General features: G+C 68.8%; 4 protein-coding genes. 1 reads left to right on the forward strand and 3 read right to left on the reverse strand.

Annotated features, from left to right (window positions below; genetic code table 11):
* The 3 genes from ACWGIU_RS29765 to ctaC all read right to left on the reverse strand — a co-directional run.
* Positions 1-367, reverse strand: a 367-nt coding sequence (locus ACWGIU_RS29765) for a cytochrome c oxidase subunit 4 (protein ID WP_453710939.1), incomplete at its 3' end; no start/stop codon positions are given.
* Positions 364-2,094 (reverse strand): aa3-type cytochrome oxidase subunit I, encoded by a 1,731-nt coding sequence (ctaD, locus tag ACWGIU_RS29770; RefSeq protein ID WP_453710941.1) that lies wholly within the window; start codon positions 2,092-2,094, stop codon positions 364-366. The genes ACWGIU_RS29765 and ctaD, both read right to left, overlap by 4 nt.
* Positions 2,091-3,065, reverse strand: coding sequence for an aa3-type cytochrome oxidase subunit II (ctaC, locus tag ACWGIU_RS29775; RefSeq protein WP_453710943.1), 975 nt, complete (start codon positions 3,063-3,065; stop codon positions 2,091-2,093). The genes ctaD and ctaC overlap by 4 nt, the downstream gene beginning before the upstream one ends.
* 283 nt (positions 3,066-3,348) lie before the next feature.
* Between ctaC and ACWGIU_RS29780 the strand changes: the two genes are divergently transcribed.
* The gene (locus ACWGIU_RS29780) at positions 3,349-4,728 is read left to right on the forward strand and encodes an aminotransferase class V-fold PLP-dependent enzyme (protein ID WP_453710945.1); all 1,380 of its coding nucleotides are present in this window, start codon (positions 3,349-3,351) and stop codon (positions 4,726-4,728) included.
* Positions 4,729-4,931: the final 203 nt, after the last annotated feature.

Genomic DNA, 4,931 nt, shown 5'->3' on the forward strand with positions numbered 1-4,931 from the left:
CGTACACCCAGCCCCACAGACCGATCAGGATCAGGGGAGCGGAGAAGTACATGAGCCACCAGCCGAAGACGACGCCCATGAAGGCGAAGGCGCCTCCGACGGCCAGCGAGAGCGGCTGCCAGCTGTGCGGGGAGAAGAACCCCAGCTCGCCCGCCTCGTCGGCGACGTCGGCCTCCAGGTTGTCCTGGGCCATCTCGTCGACACGCTTGGCCGTGAAGGCCAGGTAGTAGCCGATCATGACGCTCAGGCCGAAGGCCAGGAAGAGCGCGGTGGTACCGACGGGCTCCTTCGACCACACGCCGTACACGACGGCCATGATCAGGATGAAGAAGGAGAGCCAGAGGAACATCTTGCCCTGGATCTTCACTTGTCGGCCTCCTTGCCGCCGGTGACGGCTGTGGCGGCGACGCTGTGGTCCTCGAGGTGGTCGAGGGCCGAGATCTCAGGGTGGTGCAGGTCGAACGCCGGGGACTCGGAACGGATCCGCGGCAGGGTGAGGAAGTTGTGCCGCGGCGGCGGGCAGGACGTCGCCCACTCCAGCGAACGGCCGTAACCCCACGGGTCGTCGACCTCGACCCTCTTGCCGTACTTGGCGGTCTTCCAGACGTTGTACATGAACGGCAGCATCGACAGGCCGAGCACGAACGAGCTGATCGTCGAGATCGTGTTCAGCGCGGTGAAACCGTCGGCGGCGAGGTAGTCCGCGTAACGACGCGGCATGCCCTCGGCACCCAGCCAGTGCTGCACCAGGAAGGTGCCGTGGAAGCCGATGAACAGCGTCCAGAACGTCATCTTGCCGAGGCGCTCGTCCAGCATCTTGCCCGTGAACTTCGGCCACCAGAAGTGGAAGCCGGCGAACATCGCGAACACCACGGTGCCGAAGACGACGTAGTGGAAGTGCGCGACGACGAAGTACGAGTCGGAGACGTGGAAGTCCATCGGGGGCGAGGCCAGGATGACGCCGGTCAGACCACCGAAGGTGAAGGTGACCAGGAAGCCGATCGTCCAGAGCATCGGGGTCTCGAAGGACAGCGAGCCCTTCCACATGGTGCCGATCCAGTTGAAGAACTTCACACCGGTCGGTACCGCGATCAGGAAGGTCATGAAGGAGAAGAACGGCAGCAGCACACCGCCGGTGACGTACATGTGGTGGGCCCACACGGTCACGGAAAGGCCGGCGATCGCGATCGTCGCGGCGATCAGGCCGATGTAGCCGAACATCGGCTTACGGCTGAAGACCGGGATGATTTCGGAGACGATTCCGAAGAACGGCAGCGCGATGATGTACACCTCTGGGTGTCCGAAGAACCAGAAGAGGTGCTGCCACAGCAGTGCGCCGCCGTTGGCCGCGTCGAAGATGTGCGAACCGAACTTGCGGTCGGCCTCCAGCGCGAAGAGCGCGGCGGCCAGCACCGGGAAGGCGAGCAGGACCAGGACACCGGTCAGCAGCACGTTCCAGGTGAAGATCGGCATGCGGAACATCGTCATGCCCGGGGCGCGCATGCAGATGATCGTGGTGATGAAGTTGACCGAGCCGAGGATCGTGCCGAAGCCGGAGAAGGCCAGACCCATGATCCACAGGTCGGCGCCGATGCCCGGCGACCGGACCGCGTCCGACAGCGGGGAGTAGGCGAACCAGCCGAAGTCGGCGGCGCCGTTCGGCGTCACGAAGCCGGCCACCGCGATGGTCGAGCCGAAGAGGTACAGCCAGTACGCGAACATGTTCAGCCGCGGGAACGCCACGTCGGGCGCGCCGATCTGCAGCGGCATGATCCAGTTGGCGAAGCCCGCGAAGAGCGGGGTGGCGAACATCAGCAGCATGATCGTGCCATGCATGGTGAACGCCTGGTTGAACTGCTCGTTCGACATGATCTGCGTGCCCGGACGGGCCAGCTCGGCGCGCATGAAGAGCGCCAGCACGCCGCCGATGATGAAGAACACGAACGACGTGACCAGGTACATCGTGCCGATGGTCTTGTGGTCGGTCGTGGTCATCCACTTCACGACCACGTTGCCCGGCTGCTTGCGCCGTACCGGCAGCTCGTTCTCATACGAGTCGGCGGCGGCACCCTGGGATTCGTTGAGGATGCTCACAGTTTGTTCACTTCCGCATTCCGGGCCGGGTCGGTCTGCTGGATGCCGGCCGGGAGGTAGCCGGTCTGACCCTTCTCCGCCAGATCCTTCAGGTACGCCCGGTAGTCCTCAGGCGAGACCACCTTGACGTTGAAGAGCATCCGGGAGTGGTCGACACCGCAGAGCTCGGCGCACTTGCCCATGAAGGTGCCGTATTCGGACGGGGTGACCTCGAAGACGTTGGTGTGGCCCGGAATGACGTCCTGCTTGAACAGGAACGGGACCACCCAGAAGGAGTGGATCACGTCGTTCGACGACAGGATGAAACGGACCTTCTCGCCCTTGGGGAGGACCAGGGTCGGACCCGGGTTGCCCGTCTGGGGGTTCCGGTCGCCCGGGACGCCCTTCTGGTAGACGCCCTCGGCGCCCGCCGGGAAGTCCTTGGTGAAGCGGTCCGGGATGGAGGCGAGCTCCTTGGGGACCGCGCCCGCCTTCGGGGTCGCCCCGTCTCCGTCGACGTTCTCGACGTAGTTGAATCCCCAGCTCCACTGGAAGCCGATCACGTTGATCGTGTGCGGCGGCTTCGGGCTGAGGGCCAGGAGCTTCGACTCGTCACGAGCGGTGAAGTAGAAGAGCACCGAGACGATGATGAGCGGGACCACGGTGTACAGCGCCTCGATGGGCATGTTGTACCGGGTCTGCGCGGGGACCTGGATCTTCGTCCGGCTGCGCCGGTGGAAGATGACGCTCCAGATGATCAGGCCCCACACGAGGATGCCCGTGACCAGCGCGGCCGCCCAGGATCCCTGCCACAGGGAGAGGATGCGCGGCGCCTCCTCGGTTACCGGAGTCGGCATTCCGAGGCGGGGGAAGTCTTTCCATGTATACGAGCAACCAGTGGCGGTCGCCAGGACCACGCCCGCAGTCAGCGCCTGCAGCAGCTTCCGCCGCATCGGGCGCCGCGGCGAGCGGTCGGAGCCGTAGGGACTCACGTAGCGCCTTCCCGAGAGTCTCGGCCCGCGCGGCCGGCCGCGGCCGTGTTCGGGTCGGTCGCCGGCCCTGACGCAGGCAGGGGTTTGGATGTTTATGCGGACCAAACCCTACTGGACGCTATTTGGGGTCGCGCGGGGAGGGTGCCCAACGCGCCGCTACTGTCCCCGAAGGGATGGATCCGCCGTCCGGGGGACGGTTCGAATGGCCCTGAATGGTGGGCTCCGGAGCCCATCTGACGCCCCCTGACCTCGAACGCTCCGGGTCCCGCGTTAGCGTGACCGGATGCCCTACTTCGACAGCGCGTCCGCCGCTCCCCTGCACCCCGTGGCCCGCCAGGCGTTGCAGGCCTCCCTGGACGAGGGCTGGGCCGATCCGGCCCGGCTGTACCGGGAGGGCAGGCGCGCCCGGCTGTTGCTGGACGCGGCGCGGGAGGCCGCCGCGGAGGCGGTGGGATGCCGGGCCGACGAGCTCGTGTTCACTCCTTCGGGGACGCACGCGGTTCACACGGGGGTGGCGGGGGTCCTCGCGGGGCGCCGGCGCGTCGGAAGTCATCTGGTCGTATCGGCGGTCGAACACAGTTCTGTATTGCATGCGGCCGAGGTGCACGGGGCGCGCGGCGGGACGGTGACCGAGGTCCCGGTGGACCGGTGGGGCGCGGTGACGCCCGCCGCCTACGCGGACGCGCTCGTCCCGGAGACCGCCCTCGCCTGCCTCCAGTCGGCCAACCACGAGGTGGGCACCGTCCAGCCGGTGGCGCAGGTCGCCGAGGTCTGCGGGGCGGCCGGGGTGCCGCTGCTGGTGGACGCGGCCCAGTCGCTGGGCTGGGGTCCGGTGGAGGGCGCCTGGTCCGTCCTGGCCGCGAGTGCGCACAAATGGGGCGGCCCGCCCGGCGTCGGCCTGCTGGCGGTCCGCAAGGGCGTGCGCTTCTCCCCCCAAGGCCCCGCGGACGAGAGGGAGTCGGGGCGCTCCCCCGGTTTCACGAACCTGCCCGCGATCGTGGCCGCGGCGGCTTCCCTGCGGGCCGTACGGGCCGAGGCGGACGCGGAGGCGGCCCGGCTGCGGGTCCTGGTGGACCGTATCCGGCGGCGGGTGGTGCGGCTGGTCCCGGACGTGGAGGTGGTGGGCGATCCGGAGCGGCGGCTGCCGCACCTGGTCACCTTCTCCTGTCTGTACGTCGACGGGGAGACGCTGCTGCACGAGCTGGACCGGGCCGGCTTCTCGGTCTCCTCGGGCTCCTCGTGCACGAGCTCCACGCTGACCCCCAGTCACGTGCTGCGGGCGATGGGCGTGCTGTCGGAGGGCAACGTACGGGTGTCCCTCCCGCCCGGCACCCCCGCGGAGGAGGTCAACGCGTTCCTGGAGGCGCTGCCGCGCGCGGTGGCGGACGTACGGGAACGGCTCGGCGTGTCGGAGCCCCCGGCGGTGGCTCCGGTGGCGGACTCCCTGGAGCTCGACGCGCTAGGGCTGCGGTGCCCCCAGCCGGTGATCGAACTGGCCCGGGCCATCGTGACGGTCCCGGTGGGCGGCACCGTCACGGTCGTCTCCGACGACGAGGTGGCCCGGCTGGACATCCCGGCGTGGTGCGCGATGCGGGGCCACACCTACATGGGCGAATCCCCCCGCCCGACCGGCACGGCCTACACGGTCCGCCGAGCCGTCTGACCGGGCTTGCCCGGGGGTTCGGCCCGCCCGGCCGACCCAGCCCGTCGGCCGGCCGCACCCACCCGACTGCGTCGGGCACGTTTCCGCCTCGGCCGGACCGGCTCCAGCCTCGCCGGCGTTCGAGGCGCGGGGTCTCTGGGGGCGGAGCCCCAGGAAACCCGGCTCGGCCGGGCACCGGGCTCCGCCCGGACCCTCCCCCAGCT

This window comes from Streptomyces sp. NPDC054840, assembly GCF_053611065.1.